This is a genomic window from Billgrantia campisalis (genome assembly GCF_022341425.1).
Lineage (GTDB): Bacteria > Pseudomonadota > Gammaproteobacteria > Pseudomonadales > Halomonadaceae > Halomonas > Halomonas campisalis.
Genome location: NZ_JABFUC010000003.1, coordinates 157882 through 170967 on the forward strand (window position 1 = coordinate 157882; position 13086 = coordinate 170967).

Annotated in this window: 13 protein-coding genes; 9 read left to right on the forward strand and 4 right to left on the reverse strand. The window is 67.3% G+C overall.

The genetic code is table 11. The annotated features are described in order from the left end of the window. Positions 1-78 precede the first annotated feature (78 nt). Positions 79-900: an inositol monophosphatase family protein gene (locus HOP52_RS04635; protein WP_238976098.1), complete on the reverse strand. Its 822-nt coding sequence runs from the start codon at positions 898-900 to the stop codon at positions 79-81. 100 nt (positions 901-1000) lie between these two features. Here HOP52_RS04635 and hybE point away from each other — a divergent pair, with 100 nt between their 5' ends. After that, positions 1001-1435: a [NiFe]-hydrogenase assembly chaperone HybE gene (gene hybE, locus HOP52_RS04640; RefSeq protein WP_238976099.1), complete on the forward strand. Its 435-nt coding sequence runs from the start codon at positions 1001-1003 to the stop codon at positions 1433-1435. A 92-nt stretch (positions 1436-1527) separates the two neighbouring features. Further along, complete coding sequence (locus HOP52_RS04645; RefSeq protein WP_238976100.1) at positions 1528-2301, forward strand: 3-hydroxybutyrate dehydrogenase; 774 nt, start codon at positions 1528-1530, stop codon at positions 2299-2301. Positions 2302-2334: 33 nt separating this feature from the next. Here the strand turns inward: HOP52_RS04645 and HOP52_RS04650 are convergent, their stop codons facing one another. Both HOP52_RS04650 and HOP52_RS04655 read right to left on the reverse strand, forming a co-directional pair. Continuing rightward, positions 2335-2874, reverse strand: coding sequence for a response regulator transcription factor (locus tag HOP52_RS04650; protein ID WP_238976101.1), 540 nt, complete (start codon positions 2872-2874; stop codon positions 2335-2337). A gap of 24 nt (positions 2875-2898) precedes the next feature. Further along, a complete protein-coding gene (locus tag HOP52_RS04655) occupies positions 2899-4161 on the reverse strand; it encodes an ATP-binding protein (protein WP_238976102.1) in 1263 nt (420 codons plus the stop codon). 510 nt (positions 4162-4671) lie between these two features. Here HOP52_RS04655 and HOP52_RS04660 point away from each other — a divergent pair. The 3 genes from HOP52_RS04660 (at position 4672) to HOP52_RS04670 (ending at position 8093) form a co-directional block, all read left to right on the forward strand. Continuing rightward, positions 4672-5157, forward strand: coding sequence for a methylenetetrahydrofolate reductase C-terminal domain-containing protein (locus tag HOP52_RS04660; protein WP_238976103.1), 486 nt, complete (start codon positions 4672-4674; stop codon positions 5155-5157). Positions 5158-5445: 288 nt separating this feature from the next. Continuing rightward, positions 5446-7035 (forward strand): peptide chain release factor 3, encoded by a 1590-nt coding sequence (gene prfC, locus HOP52_RS04665; RefSeq protein WP_238976104.1) that lies wholly within the window; start codon positions 5446-5448, stop codon positions 7033-7035. 269 nt (positions 7036-7304) lie between these two features. Further along, a complete protein-coding gene (locus HOP52_RS04670; RefSeq protein ID WP_238976105.1) occupies positions 7305-8093 on the forward strand; it encodes a TatD family hydrolase in 789 nt (262 codons plus the stop codon). Positions 8094-8106: 13 nt separating this feature from the next. Here HOP52_RS04670 and ygfZ read toward each other — a convergent pair whose 3' ends face one another. Beyond that, positions 8107-9156, reverse strand: a complete 1050-nt coding sequence (ygfZ, locus tag HOP52_RS04675; RefSeq protein ID WP_238976106.1) for a CAF17-like 4Fe-4S cluster assembly/insertion protein YgfZ — start codon at positions 9154-9156, stop codon at positions 8107-8109. Positions 9157-9301: 145 nt separating this feature from the next. Here ygfZ and HOP52_RS04680 point away from each other — a divergent pair, with 145 nt between their 5' ends. The 4 genes from HOP52_RS04680 (at position 9302) to nei (ending at position 13068) form a co-directional block, all read left to right on the forward strand. After that, the gene (locus tag HOP52_RS04680; RefSeq protein WP_238976107.1) at positions 9302-9499 is read left to right on the forward strand and encodes a hypothetical protein; all 198 of its coding nucleotides are present in this window, start codon (positions 9302-9304) and stop codon (positions 9497-9499) included. After that, positions 9500-9907 (forward strand): OsmC family protein, encoded by a 408-nt coding sequence (locus tag HOP52_RS04685; protein WP_238976108.1) that lies wholly within the window; start codon positions 9500-9502, stop codon positions 9905-9907. 66 nt (positions 9908-9973) lie between these two features. Then, positions 9974-11995 (forward strand): excinuclease ABC subunit UvrB, encoded by a 2022-nt coding sequence (gene uvrB, locus HOP52_RS04690; RefSeq protein WP_238976109.1) that lies wholly within the window; start codon positions 9974-9976, stop codon positions 11993-11995. A gap of 248 nt (positions 11996-12243) precedes the next feature. Continuing rightward, on the forward strand, positions 12244-13068 hold the full coding sequence (gene nei, locus HOP52_RS04695) for an endonuclease VIII (protein ID WP_238976110.1): 825 nt from the start codon (positions 12244-12246) through the stop codon (positions 13066-13068). Positions 13069-13086 lie beyond the last annotated feature (18 nt).

A 13086-nucleotide genomic window follows, 5' to 3' on the forward strand; every position in this document is an offset into this window, starting at 1 on the left:
GTGGCGCCATTCTGACTGATCGCAGCGCTCGGTGCCAATAGCGGCCTGCTAGCCGTGTCATTGTTGCGGGCTATCGGGTCAGCGGATATCCAGCTCGTTGGCATCGGCGGCGCGCAGTAGCTCGCCCAGCTCGGCATGAATCTCGGGGCCGGCGACCAGCAGGTTTTCGCCATAGAGGTCTTCGGGAATGCCCGTCGGGCAGGGGTAGAGGTGGCCGGTTTGGGCGCCGGCTTCCCGAGCGATCAGCCAGCCGGCGGCGAAGTCCCAGGGGGAAACGCTCTCGTAATAGGCATCGAGGCGGCCGCAAGCCACGTCACACAGGTCCAGCGCCGCGGAGCCGTTGCGACGCACGTCCTGGCAGTGGGTGAGCACCGCCATCAGCCGACGGATCAGGGGCGGGCGGCTGTCGCGACGATAGGGAAAGCCAGTGCCGACCAGGCAGCGTTGCAGGTCGGTGGTGCGGCTGGCATGAATCGGCTGATCGTTGCACCAGGCGCCTTGTCCCAGCAGGGCGCTGAAGGTCTCGCCGAGAAAGGGCGCGTGCACCACGCCCAGGCGGGTCTTGCCCTCGCTGAACCAGGCGATGGAGACGCCCACATGGTGCAGGCCGTGGGCGAAGTTGACGGTGCCGTCAATGGGATCGATCACCCAGAGGTCAGCGGCGCGGCTCAGCACCTCGCGATCCGGTGCGAGCTCTTCGCTCAGGCGTGTCTCGCCCGGCAGGCTGGCTTCCAGTCGGTCACCGATCAGGGTGTCGACTTCCAGGTCGACGTCGGTGACCAGCTCCTGGCCGTACTTGTAGCGTTGGCCGAAGACCTGGCGGTGACGGGCGTCGATGATGCACTCGCCGGCTTCCTTGGCAATCGAGACGGCCAGCTCGAGGCGCTGTTGCGGAGTCATGGGCATTCCTCGTCGCGGGGGGAACTGCCAGAATAGCAGTCGCGAGGCGGCCTTGCTGGAATGGGCCGCAGACCGTTTGTGAGCAACTCGAGGAGACCCCATGCAGGCCCTGAGCCCCGAGCAGTATGAACGGCTACGCGACCTTGCGTCGGCCTGGCAGCACCAGCAGGGGCGTCACTTGAAGGAGGCGCCGCACACCAACCCGCGGCTGGGCGTCGATGCGCTCTGCTTCCAGCGCTGGTCGTTCGAGGGCGGCGACGAGCACCTGGTCGGCGCCCTGGTGACGCCGCTGTCGCTGTCACTGGTGCTGGTGCCGGTCGATGCCGAGGTCGTAGCGCCTGCGCAGGGCGAGCGCCAGCTGTTCACGCTGCCCTCCGGCCGCTATGCGTTCCAGGCGGAACGGCTGGCATCGCCGCTGTGGCTGTGGCGCTGCGAGCTCATGGACGATCTCTCCGACCTGGCCTCGCGCCAGGAGGCGAGCCGTCTGGCCCAGCGACTGATGGACCGGGTGATGACGCCAGCGCCCGGGGAATGAAGCTGGTGTCGCCGCGGGGCTGGGCTTATGCTGGCCCTGTCGCGAGGGGCTGGACGAGGCCCTGAGCCATCGCTGAGCACGAGGAGGTGTCAATGACGAATGCAACGACTACCACGCCGCGGGTCGCCCTGGTAACCGGCACCGCCAGCGGGATCGGGGAGGCCGTGGTACGCCATTTCCGCGAGCTGGGCCATCAGGTGCTGGCGGTTGACTTCAATGAGCAGGCCCAGGAGAAGGCGGATGCCGTCGGAGCGGCCTTCTTTCGTGCCGACCTGACCGACGGCGAGGCCTGCAAGGCCGCCGTGGCCGAGGCGATCAAGCGCTTCGAGCGCGTGGATATCCTGGTCAACAACGCCGGCATCCAGCACGTGTCGCCCATCGAGGATTTCCCGGAGGCCAAGTGGCGCCAGATCCTCGACCTGATGCTCACCGCGCCGTTTCTGCTCAGCCAGGCCGCCTGGCCGTCGATGCGCGCGGGCGGCTGGGGACGCATCGTCAATATTGCCTCGGTGCATGCCCAGGTGGCGTCGCCCGGCAAGTCGGCCTACATCAGCGCCAAGCACGGCATGATCGGGCTCACCAAGACCGCCGCGCTGGAGGGTGGGCCCCAGGGCATCACCGCCAATGCCGTCTGCCCGGCCTACGTGAAGACACCGCTGGTGGACAACCAGATCGCCGACCAGGCCAAGCTGCACGGCATGGACGAGCAGGAGGTGGTCGAGCAGATCATGCTGAAGAACGCCGCCATCAAGCGTCTGATCGAGCCGCACGAGGTGGCCGAGCTGGTGGCCTATCTCGCCTCCGACGCCGCCGGCGCAGTGACCGGCTCGAGCTTCAATATCGACCTGGGCTGGACGGCGCAATAACACCCAGGCTTGCAGCGCCCGGCGTCACCGGGCTCAGTGCCGAACCGGGCGCTTCTGCAGCTTGCGCTGCAGGGTGCGCCGGTGCATGCCCAGGGCCCTGGCGGTGGCGGAGATATTGCCATCGTGTTCCTGCAGCACCTTCTGGATATGTTCCCAGGCGATGCGGTTGATCGAGGGCGGGTTGTCGGCGACCTCGGCATCCGGGTCGCCCTTCTCGCGGCCCAGGGCGATGAGGATCTCCTCGGCGTCGGCCGGCTTGCACAGGTAGTTGACGGCGCCGAGCTTGATCGCCTCGACGGCGGTGGCGATGCTCGAGTAGCCGGTGAGCACCACCACCCGGCAGTCGGGCAGCGCCGCCAGCAGCTCCGGCAGCAGCTTGAGACCTGAACTGTGCTCCAGCTTGAGGTCCAGGGTCGCCAGGCCTGGGCGGTGGCGGCGGGCCTGGGCCAGCGCCTGCTCGGCGTCATGAGCCACTAGCACCTCGTAACCGCGTCTGGCCATGGCACGCGACAGCACATGGCAGAACATCTCGTCGTCATCGATGATCAGCAGGCGTGAATCGGCATCTTGCATGGCATCCTCGTTGGTTGGGGTGGCTCAGGGCGCGCTGTGCGGCAGGGTCACTTCTGTCAGCGTACCCCCCTCCGGGTGATTATACAGGCTCACGCCGCCACCGAAGCGGTTGATGGTCGCGTGGGTCAGAAACAGGCCGATGCCCAGGCCCTTGCTCTTGGTGGAGACGAAGGTCTCACCGAGCTGATCGGCAATGGCCATGGCGACGCCCGGTCCGTGGTCGCGGATATCGATGGTCACCTCGTCGTCGTTCCAGTCGAGGTGAATGTTGATGTTATCGGGATTGGCGTCGGCGGCGTTGTTGAGCAGGTTGGTCAGGGCCTGTTCCAGGGTGGTGTCCACGGTCAGCCAGGGGGTGCTGCGCTTGCCGGCGATCTCCAGGCGATGACTGACGTCCGGGCGCAGGACCAGCCAGCGCTGCACCACGCTCTTCAGCCACTCTCGCGCGTCGTGGACCTCGGGCTCGGCCATGCGCCGGCGGTCGGCCTGCTCCACCAGATGGCGCAGCCGCGACTTGCAGAGGTCGACCTGCTGACGCAGCAGGTCGATATCCTTCTCGAGGGCCGGGTCGCCGCGGGCATCCTCACGCATCTCGCTGAGCAGCACCGCCATGGTCGACAGGGGCGTGCCCAGCTCATGGGCGGTACCGGCCGCCTGGGTCGCCACCGCCACCACCTGCTCGTTGCGCAGGGCGGCCTCGCGGGTGCGCGAGAGGGCCTGGTCGCGGTTGCGCAGCGCATGGGCCATCTTGTAGATGAAGAAGGTCACCAGCCCGGCCGACAGCCCGAAGTTGATCCACATGCCCAGGATATGCAGGTTGAACGGCTCGTCGCTGGGATGGGTCAGCTGGGGCACCGGGTGGTAGGTCACCATCAGTAGGGTATAGGAGGCCATGGCGGTGGCGGCGATCACCCAGGCATGTCGCCAGGGCAGGGTGGCGGCGGCGATGGTCACCGGGACCAGATAGTAGTTGATGAAGGGGTTGGTGGACCCCCCGGTGAAGTAGAACAGCAGCGTCAGGCCCAGTACGTCGGCGAGCAGGTGGAAGACGTATTCCGTATGGGTGACGACCCACTGCCGGCCGAGACGCCACCAGGTGAAGAGGTTGACCAGGCCCATGCCGACGATCACCCCGATCACCGCCGCCACCTGCAGCGCGAAGTCGAGCAGTTCCACCCCGACGACGATGGCCCCGAGAAAGCCGGTCCAGGTGATGCCGCGAACGATGGTCAGGCGGACCAGGTTGCGGCCGGGCGTCGACAGCGGCAGGGGCGGTGCGGCGGGCATATTGGCTCCGTTTCAGCGTGTGGGCGGTATCATAACCCGAGCTGACCGTGGGTCACGCGCTCGGCGCGGATTGTTGGAGCCTATCGACCAGCTGCCATACGCAATGTCTTGTCGATCTCCACGGCAGCGGCGCCGCCCGAGTGGCTAGCGGGTTGCCAGAGGCAGGCAAGGCTTGCTAAGAGCGACATCCACTTACGCCGCGCGGCCCACGCCGAAGGCATCGAAGGGCGGCTGTTTATCGCGCCCTACTATCCGTTGGGCGATCTGCGCAGCGTGACGGGGTAACCCCAGCAAGGGCGGTCCAGGCTCAGCGGGACACCGCCAGCAGGGGCTGCGATGCCGCGCTAGTTATTCTCGGCCAAGTCGCCGCTCGGCATATCGACGTCGCTGACACTGATGACAAGGGCCCCGGCGCCACCTACCCTGCAAACGCAACGTCGCTGCTCGAGCCATGAGACGCCATGGCTCACCGACAGCCCCATGGCTCGATGTCGAGCGAGGAGCGTTTCCATGTACCGGGTACGTCACTGGGTGGTGCGCCATGCCGGGGCCTTCGAGCGCCTGTATCGGCGCTTTGAACCGCTGCTGCGGCGGCTCGAGCCGCTATGCCGACGCCTTGGCTTTAAGCGACTGGAAGCCCCGGTCCGTGGCGTCGAAAAGGCGATCAAGGGGGCGCTGTTCGACTGCCGGATGTGCGGCCAGTGCGTGCTCAGCGACACGGGGATGGCGTGCCCCATGAACTGCCCCAAGCAGATGCGCAACGGCCCCTGCGGCGGGGTGCGCAGCGACGGCGGCTGCGAGGTGGTGCCGGAGATGAAGTGCGTCTGGTTAGAGGCCTGGGAAGGCAGCCGGCGAATGCACTATGGCGATCGCATCCAGGTGGTTCAGGCCCCGGTGGATCACCGCCTCATCGGCCGCTCCTCCTGGCTGGCCGTGATGCGTGAAGGGGACCCGTCGCCGAAGCCCGGAGCCTCCGGCGGCGAGGGCGGGCCATGAAGTTCGATGACGAGCCGGTCCCCGGCTACTCGCTGCCGATCCTGCCGGGGCATGCCTCTCCGGGGCGCCACCTCCGCACCAGCCCCGCGATACCGAAGACATCTCCTGAGCGCCGTCTTGCTCGCGTCTACACCGCACTCGTCGAAGCGGTGCTTCGGCCTGATAACTGTAGGGCATACAGCTGCCGGCCCTACAACTGGCGGCCCTGAAGGCTTAGAATGCGCGCAATCCTTCATTCACGCGCGGTGCCGGCTGGTCCGGTACCGCTCTGACGGCGACACAGACTTCATGTCGGAATCCTCCCTGGCCCGGGAAGTCGGGCTGCGACGCACCTTCGCGATCATCAGCCACCCCGATGCGGGCAAGACCACCATCACCGAGAAGATGCTGCTGTTTGGAAACGCCATCCAGCTGGCCGGCTCGGTGAAAAGCAAGCGCAACGACCGCCACGCCACCTCCGACTGGATGAAGATGGAGCAGGAGCGGGGCATCTCGGTGACCACCTCCGTGATGCAGTTTCCCTACGGCGGGCGCATCGTCAACCTCCTCGATACCCCGGGCCACGAGGACTTCTCCGAGGATACCTACCGCACCCTGACCGCGGTGGACTCGGCGCTGATGGTGATCGACGGCGCCAAGGGTGTCGAAGCGCGCACCATCAAGCTGATGGAGGTGTGTCGCCTGCGCACCACGCCGATCCTCACCTTTATCAACAAGATGGACCGCGATATCCGCGACCCCATCGAGGTGATGGACGAGGTGGAGACGGTGCTCAACATCCAGTGCGCGCCCATCACCTGGCCGATCGGCATGGGGCGCCACTTCAAGGGGGTCTACCACCTCTACAATGACGTGATTCATCTCTACACCCAGGGGCAGGGCAGCCGGATTCCCGATGATAAGCGCATCGAGGGGCTCGACAATCCCGAGGTGGACGCGGTGCTGGGCGAAGACGCCGCCGAGGAGCTGCGCATGGAGGTGGAGCTGGTGCGCGGCGCCTCCCATGAGTTCGATCTCGACGCCTACCGCCGCGGCGAGCTGACCCCGGTCTATTTCGGGACCGCCATGGGCAACTTCGGCGTGCGCGAGATGCTCGACGGCTTCGTCGAGTATGCGCCGCCGCCCCAGCCGCGGGAGACCGATACCCGCACCGTCGAGGCCACCGACGAGCGCTTCACCGGCTTCGTTTTCAAGATCCAGGCCAACATGGATCCCCGCCACCGCGACCGCATCGCCTTCCTGCGGGTCTGCTCGGGCAAGTACGAGAAGAACATGAAGATGCGCCATGTGCGCATCGGCAAGGATGTGAAGATCGCCGACGCCCTGACCTTCATGGCCTCAGACCGCTCCCACGTCGAGGAGGCCTGGCCGGGCGATATCATCGGCCTGCACAATCACGGCACCATCCAGATCGGCGACACCTTCACCCTGGGCGAGGACATGCGCTTCACCGGCATTCCCCACTTCGCCCCGGAGCTGTTCAAACGCGTGCAGTTGAAGGATCCGCTCAAGCTCAAGGCCCTGCAGAAGGGGCTCCAGCAGCTCTCCGAGGAGGGCGCGACCCAGCTGTTCATGCCGCTGGACAACAACGACCTGATCCTCGGTGCCGTGGGGACCCTGCAGTTCGACGTGGTGGCCCACCGCCTCAAGGAGGAGTACAAGGTCGACTGCGTCTACGAGCCGGTGAACGTCAATACCGCCCGCTGGATCTACTGCGACGATGCCAAGAAGCTCGACGAATTCAAACGCAAGGCCAGCGCCAACCTGGCCCTGGACGGCGGCGGCTACCTGACCTACATCGCCCCGACCCGGGTCAACCTGCAGATGACTCAGGAGCGCTGGCCGGAGATCCGCTTCGCCGCCACGCGGGAGCATTAAGGGCCGAGGGGCGAGGGGCGAGGGGCGAACAGGATAGTGCCAAGCTAAGCAGCGCCGGGGACAGCCCGAAGCGGAGGTCCGATGCCAGGGGTGAGGAGCACTGCTCCGAACGGGCTGGCCATGGATGGCCAGCACCGGCCCTGCAAGCGGAGCAGGACGCGAGAGCGCAGCAGGGCATCGGTAGCGTCCAGGGAGGGATTCACAGCGCCTCCGCGGAGGGCTGTTGACGGGATAGCTGCGACTCGAGGCCAGCAACAGAGGTATCGGCGATGCTGATCGACGCTCACTGCCATCTCGATTTCCCCGACTTCGACGCCGACCGCGAGGCGGTATTCGCCCGGGCCCACTCGGCGGGCGTGCGCCATTTCGTGGTGCCGGGGACCACCCGTGCGCGCTGGCCGGACGTGCTGGCGCTGGGGGAGCGCGACGACGTCAGCGTCTGCCTGGGGCTGCATCCCTATTTTATGGATTCGCACGTTGAGAGCGACCTGGACGCCCTGGCGCGGGCCCTTGAGGCGCATGCCGGTGGAGTGACCCCAAGGATCGTGGCGGTGGGCGAGTGCGGCATCGACGCCCGCTTCGAGGAGAGCCTGGAGGCCCAGTGGCGATATTTCGATGCTCAGCTGCGTCTGGCCAAGGCGCAGCGTCTGCCGGTGGTGATCCACTGCGTGCGCGCCAACGACCGGGTGGCCAAGCGGCTGCGACAGCTCGACCTGCCCGCCGGCGGGCTGATCCACGCCTTCGCCGGTTCACCCGAGCAGGCCAGTCGTTTCCTCGACCTGGGGTTCGTGGTGGGGCTGGGCGGGGCTGCGACCTTCGAGCGGGCCCAGCGGCTGCGTCGCACGGTGGTCGCGCTGCCCGACGACGGCTATGTGCTGGAGACCGACAGCCCCGACATGCCGCTCGCCGGCCACCAGGGCGAGCGCAATGAGCCCGCCCGGGTCGCCGAGGTGGCCCGGGCGGTGGCAGCGCTTCGCGGTCAGCCGGCGGAAGCGGTGGCGACGCAGAGTACCGCCACCGCCAGGCGGCTGTTTGGGCTGGCGCAGGCGCAGCCGTAGCGGCTGGATCCGGTCACCCCGTCGTTGCCAGCTGCTCCGGGTCCAGGCGCTCGATCGGGTAGGGCAGTTTCAGCCGCTTGAGCTGCTGGCCATCGACCTGGAGTGGCCCGGCATCTTCCTTCTGACTCACCACGGCGAGAATCTCGGGCTGGCCGTAGGCGTCGAGCTCCGCAGCGACCACTTCGCCCAGGGACTTGCCGTTGGCGTCGGTCACCGCTGCGCCCAGGGCCGGTAGGCTGTCGCCCTCCAGTTGCGCCCGCACCAGGCGCTTCTTGACCTGGCCGCGGAAGTGGGCACGTGCCACCACCTCCTGACCGGTGTAGCAGCCCTTCTTGAAGCTGATGCCGCCGAGCGCCTCCCAGTTGAGCATCTGCGGCAGCAGCGCATCCTGGTGATGGGGCGTCAGCCAGGCCAGGCCGACCTGGATATCGTGCAGGCACCAGACCGCATTGCCCACCGGCGCCGCCTGGGCGGTGAGCTGGCCGAAGGCCTCTGCCGCACGCTCGCTCGGCAGGCAGGCCAGCAGGCGCGGGCGGGTGCCAGGGTGTGCCAGCAGCTGAGTATCGCCCTGGCTGACCTGGTGCCAGACCGCCGGCGGCACGGCGTCGAAGCGCACCTCGCCGAGCGCCAGCGCCTCCCGGCCGATCAGCCCGATCAGTGCCAGATCCTCGCGAGCGCGCAGCTCGACCTTGTAGAAGGCGGCGAATTTCTTCAGGTGGGTAGCCAGCGGCTCGACCAGCCCGCGATGCATCAGCAGCCGGTAATGGTCCGGACCCACGCGCAGCAGCTGGGCATTGGCCAGCATGCGCCCCTTGGGGGTGCAGAAGCAGGTCAAGGGCGCGAAGTCGCCGTCGGCGAGGTCGACCTGGGCGCTGGTCTGCCCCTGCAGGAAGCGCGCGGCATCGGCACCGGTCACGTCGAGGATGCCCAGGTGGGCGAGGGGGGCGACCACGGTGCCTTCCAGGGCCTGTCGGGCCGGGTTGGTCTCCTCGGGCGGGGGCGGGAACTCGACGCGGTCGTCGCTTGTACGCCGCCCGCCCAGGGCGGCAATCCAGTCACTCATTCCGATGGCTCCAGCTGCTTCGTGTCGGGGAATCGTTATTCATGAAGGTTATGCGGGCGGCGGGCGGGGATTGCAAGCGGCTGCCGAGCTCCCGGCGCCCGTGCTAGACTCGCCCTTCCCAGGCTTGCCACATCAGGAGGCGCACATGGCCCAGCAGTCGCTCACCTTTCGGGGCGTCGAGAATGCCGATCAGGTCAATCGCATTACCACGGCGCTGATGATGCTCGATGGCGTCGAGAGCGTTGAGGTCGGCCGTCACGGCGCCGAGGTGGAAGGAAAGGTGCGCCGCGAGTCGCTGATCGAGGCGGTGAAGTCCCTGAAACTCGGAATCGAGGTGGAGTAGATGAGCATCCGGATCGTGACGGAGCATAACGGCCGCTATCGGCAGTGCGTGGACATCGAGGGGTTCGAGGATCTGTTTGTCGATGTGGACACGGCCTACGGCGGCGACGGCACGGCGCCTGACCCCCACGACTACTTCGACCTGTCGTTGGGCGCCTGCAAGGCGATCACCGCCCAGATGTATGCGCGGCGCAAGGAGTGGTCGCTCGACGGCGTGAGCGTCACGGTGAAACGCGATGAACGCGAAGAGGCAAAAGGCGTCTACCGTCTCGAGGTGAACATGACCTTTCACGGCATCAAGGACCCGGCCCAGCGCGAGCGGCTCGAACAGATCAGCCACAAGTGTCCGATTCACCGCCTGATGACCACCTCCACGGTAGAGATCACCACGCGCAGCGACCTGGGCTGAGCGCGCCGCCGCCAGCGCTCGCCGTCGGGTGACGTCGTCGATTCCCGTCCCCTGCCAGGAGCCTCCATGAGCAAGCCCTTTCGTCTGCAGTCGAACTTCCAGCCCGCCGGCGACCAGCCCGATGCCATCGCCGGGCTGGTCGGTGGGCTCGAGTCGGGCCTGGCCCACCAGACCCTGCTCGGGGTGACCGGCTCCGGCAAGACCTTCACCATGGCCAACGTGGTCGAGCGGCTGCAGCGCCCGACCATCGTCATGGCGCCCAACAAGACCCTGGCGGCCCAGCTCTACGGCGAGTTCAAGGCGTTCTTCCCCGACAACGCCGTGGAGTACTTCGTCTCCTACTACGACTACTACCAGCCCGAGGCCTACGTGCCCTCGTCGGACACCTTCATCGAGAAGGACGCTTCGATCAACGACCATATCGAGCAGATGCGCCTCTCCGCCACCAAGGCGCTGCTGGAGCGTCGCGATGCGCTGATCGTGGTGTCGGTGTCGGCGATCTACGGCCTGGGCGACCCCGACCAGTACCTGAAGATGCGCCTGCACTTCACCCGCGGCGAGCTGATCGATCAGCGCGCCTTCCTGCGCCGCCTGGCGGAGCTGCAGTACACCCGCAACGACATGGACTTCCGCCGCGGCACCTACCGGGTGCGCGGCGACGTCATCGATATCTACCCGGCGGACTCCGACGAGGAGGCCGTTCGGGTCGAACTGTTCGACGACGAGATCGACACCATCAGCCTCTTCGATCCGCTCACCGGCGAGGTGCGGGGCAAGGTGCCCCGCATGACCATCTATCCCAAGTCCCACTATGTGACGCCGCGGGAGACGATCCTCGGCGCCATCGACCACATCAAGGCGGAGCTAGTCGACCGCCTGGCCTGGCTGCGCCAGCACGAGCGGCTGGTGGAGGCCCAGCGCCTCGAACAGCGCACCCTCTACGACATAGAGATGATGCTGGAACTGGGCTACTGCAACGGCATCGAGAACTACTCGCGCTATCTGTCGGGGCGCAACCCGGGAGAGCCGCCGCCCACCTTCTTCGATTATCTTCCCGATGACGCCCTGCTGTTCATCGACGAGAGCCACGTCAGCGTTCCCCAGGTGGGGGGCATGTACAAGGGCGACCGGTCGCGCAAGGAGACCCTGGTGGAGTACGGCTTCCGGCTGCCTTCGGCGCTAGACAACCGCCCCATGACCTTTCAGGAGTGGGAGCGCATCTGCCCCCAGACCATCTTCGTCTCCGCCACCCCCGGCCCCTACGAGGCCGAGCATGCCGGCCAGGTGGTGGAGCAGGTGGTGCGTCCCACCGGCCTGCTGGACCCGGAGCTGGAGGTGCGCCCGGCGAGCACCCAGGTGGACGATCTGCTCTCCGAGATTCGCCTGCGGGCCGATGTCGGCGAGCGGGTGCTGGTGACGACGCTCACCAAGCGCATGGCCGAGGATCTTACCGAATACATGGACGAGCACGACGTACGGGTGCGCTACCTGCACTCGGACATCGACACCGTGGAGCGGGTCGAGATCATCCGCGACCTGCGCCTGGGCAAGTTCGATGTCCTGGTGGGCATCAACCTGCTGCGCGAGGGGCTCGATATCCCCGAGGTCTCCCTGGTGGCGATCCTCGACGCCGACAAGGAGGGGTTCCTGCGCAACGAGCGCTCGCTGATCCAGACCATGGGCCGCGCGGCCCGCAATGCCCACGGCAAGGCGATTCTCTACGGCGACCGGGTCACCGACTCCATGCGCCGCGCCATGGAGGAGACCGAGCGGCGGCGCGCCAAGCAGATCGCCCACAACGAGCGCCACGGCATCACCCCGACCACCGTGACCCGTTCGGTGGCCGATATCCTCGAGGCCGCCCAGGCGCCGGGGAAGAAGGGCAGCCGCCGCAAGTCCGAGCGCAAGGTGGCCGAGGCAAGCGCCGTCTACGACCCCGCCTCGCTGTCGCCTGCCGATCTGCTCAAGGAGGTATCGCGGGTCGAGGATGCCATGTTCGAGGCGGCCCAGAACCTGGAGTTCGAGGAGGCCGCGCGCCTCCGCGACCGGCTGCATGAGCTCAAGGAGCGTCAGCTGGCGCTGGGGTGATCGCAGTCTCGGTGGTCAGCGGATGTTTTGTTCGGCTCCTGGATCAAGGCCATCGAGCCCGGCCGCACCGCTCGGGGCTGATCCGCTGACCGGCCGCCGGGGAGGCGCTGTGAACCCCTCCCTGGGCGCTACATTCGACATCCCTGTCGAATGACCTCCCCTTCGGCCGGTCAGCGGCGCCCCTCGCTACGAGCCACCGCATCGGTCTTGGCCTCGGTGCCGTTCACTCGTCTAAGGAGAGAGGCGTCATGCCTGAAGGCCCTGAAATTCGCCGTGCCGCCGATCGGGTTCATGAGCAGCTGGCCGGCCGTCGCCTGGAGCACGTCTGGTTCGCCTTCCCCGAACTGGCGCCCGAGGCCGACTCCCTGGTGGGGCGGCGAGTCTCAGCGGTGGACAGCTGGGGCAAGGCGCTGCTGACCCGCTTCGATGATGGGCGCGTGCTCTACTCCCACAACCAGCTCTACGGTGTCTGGAAGCTCCACGACGCCGAGCGCGAGCCCGATACCGAGCGCTCGCTGCGGGTCCGGCTGATGGCCGAGGGCAGGGCGGCCAGCCTCTACAGCGCCTCGGACGTGTCGCTGTGGGAGGAGGGCAGCCTGGGTAGGCACCCTTTCCTGGCCCGGCTGGGCCCCGATCTGCTCACCCACGGCGTGACGGTGGAGCAGGCCGCCGCGCGCCTTCAGTCGGCGCCGTTTCGCCGCCGCGGCCTGGGCGGACTGCTGCTCGATCAGCGGCTGTTCGCCGGTGTCGGCAACTACTTGCGTTCGGAGATCCTCTACTTTGCCGGGCTGTCCCACAAGGTTCGCCCCGAGGCGCTGTCGCAGCCGGAACTGGTGCGGCTGGCGCGAGCGGTGCTGGAGGTGACCCATCAGGCCTACACGCAGGCGGGGGTGACCAATCGCGACGACTGGGCGAAGGCCGAGCGGTCGCGCGGGGCCGGTTTTCGGCGCTGGCGCTTTGCCGTCTTCGAGCGCGATGGCCTGCCGTGCCACGCCTGTGGGGCCGCCATCGAGCGGCTGATGGTCGCCTCGCGTCGCCTGTATCGCTGTCCCGCCTGCCAGCCCGATCCGTAGTCGCCGGGTCACGGCGAG

Coding starts and splice junctions, on each gene's coding strand:
- ygfZ (WP_238976106.1), bottom strand. CDS start 9,156: ATGAGTGACTGGATTGCCGCCCTGGGCGGGCGGCGTACAAGCGACGAC.
- HOP52_RS04635 (WP_238976098.1), bottom strand. CDS start 900: ATGACTCCGCAACAGCGCCTCGAGCTGGCCGTCTCGATTGCCAAGGAA.
- HOP52_RS04685 (WP_238976108.1), top strand. CDS start 9,500: ATGAGCATCCGGATCGTGACGGAGCATAACGGCCGCTATCGGCAGTGC.
- hybE (WP_238976099.1), top strand. CDS start 1,001: ATGCAGGCCCTGAGCCCCGAGCAGTATGAACGGCTACGCGACCTTGCG.
- HOP52_RS04680 (WP_238976107.1), top strand. CDS start 9,302: ATGGCCCAGCAGTCGCTCACCTTTCGGGGCGTCGAGAATGCCGATCAG.
- HOP52_RS04660 (WP_238976103.1), top strand. CDS start 4,672: ATGTACCGGGTACGTCACTGGGTGGTGCGCCATGCCGGGGCCTTCGAG.
- HOP52_RS04670 (WP_238976105.1), top strand. CDS start 7,305: ATGCTGATCGACGCTCACTGCCATCTCGATTTCCCCGACTTCGACGCC.
- HOP52_RS04650 (WP_238976101.1), bottom strand. CDS start 2,874: ATGCAAGATGCCGATTCACGCCTGCTGATCATCGATGACGACGAGATG.
- uvrB (WP_238976109.1), top strand. CDS start 9,974: ATGAGCAAGCCCTTTCGTCTGCAGTCGAACTTCCAGCCCGCCGGCGAC.
- nei (WP_238976110.1), top strand. CDS start 12,244: ATGCCTGAAGGCCCTGAAATTCGCCGTGCCGCCGATCGGGTTCATGAG.
- HOP52_RS04645 (WP_238976100.1), top strand. CDS start 1,528: ATGACGAATGCAACGACTACCACGCCGCGGGTCGCCCTGGTAACCGGC.
- HOP52_RS04655 (WP_238976102.1), bottom strand. CDS start 4,161: ATGCCCGCCGCACCGCCCCTGCCGCTGTCGACGCCCGGCCGCAACCTG.
- prfC (WP_238976104.1), top strand. CDS start 5,446: ATGTCGGAATCCTCCCTGGCCCGGGAAGTCGGGCTGCGACGCACCTTC.